Raw genomic sequence first — 489 nt, forward strand, 5'->3', positions numbered from 1 at the left:
AGTAGGTCCCAAGGGTTGGGCTGTTCGCCCATTAAAGAGGTACGCGAGCTGGGTTTAGAACGTCGTGAGACAGTTCGGTCCCTATCCGTCGCAGGCGTAGGAAATTTGAGAAGACCTGTCCTTAGTACGAGAGGACCGGGATGGACGTACCTCTGGTGTACCAGTTGTCCTGCCAAGGGCATGGCTGGGTAGCTATGTACGGAATGGATAAGCGCTGAAAGCATCTAAGCGCGAAGCCAACTTCAAGATAAGATTTCCCACCGTAAGGGTAAGACCCCAGAAAGACTATCTGGTTGATAGGTCGAAGGTGTAAGTGCAGCAATGTATTTAGCTTATCGATACTAATAGGTCGAGGACTTGACCAATATTATTTGATGTTCATTCATTAAGATATATGTGCAGTTTTTAGAGTGTTAACTCTAAAGAAACTAGTGTTACTAGATTCTAAAAAATTATTAAAAACTTAATAGAAATATTAAGCATAAAGAT

Annotated in this window: 1 rRNA gene; it reads left to right on the top strand. The window is 42.7% G+C overall.

The window, feature by feature from the left end:
• A 23S ribosomal RNA gene (locus tag GBI16_RS18425) occupies nucleotides 1–365 on the top strand; the annotation flags it as partial.
• Between the last annotated feature and the right edge of the window lie 124 nt (nucleotides 366–489).

Source organism: Acinetobacter sp. TUM15064 (assembly GCF_008980265.1).
Classification (GTDB): Bacteria; Pseudomonadota; Gammaproteobacteria; order Pseudomonadales; family Moraxellaceae; genus Acinetobacter.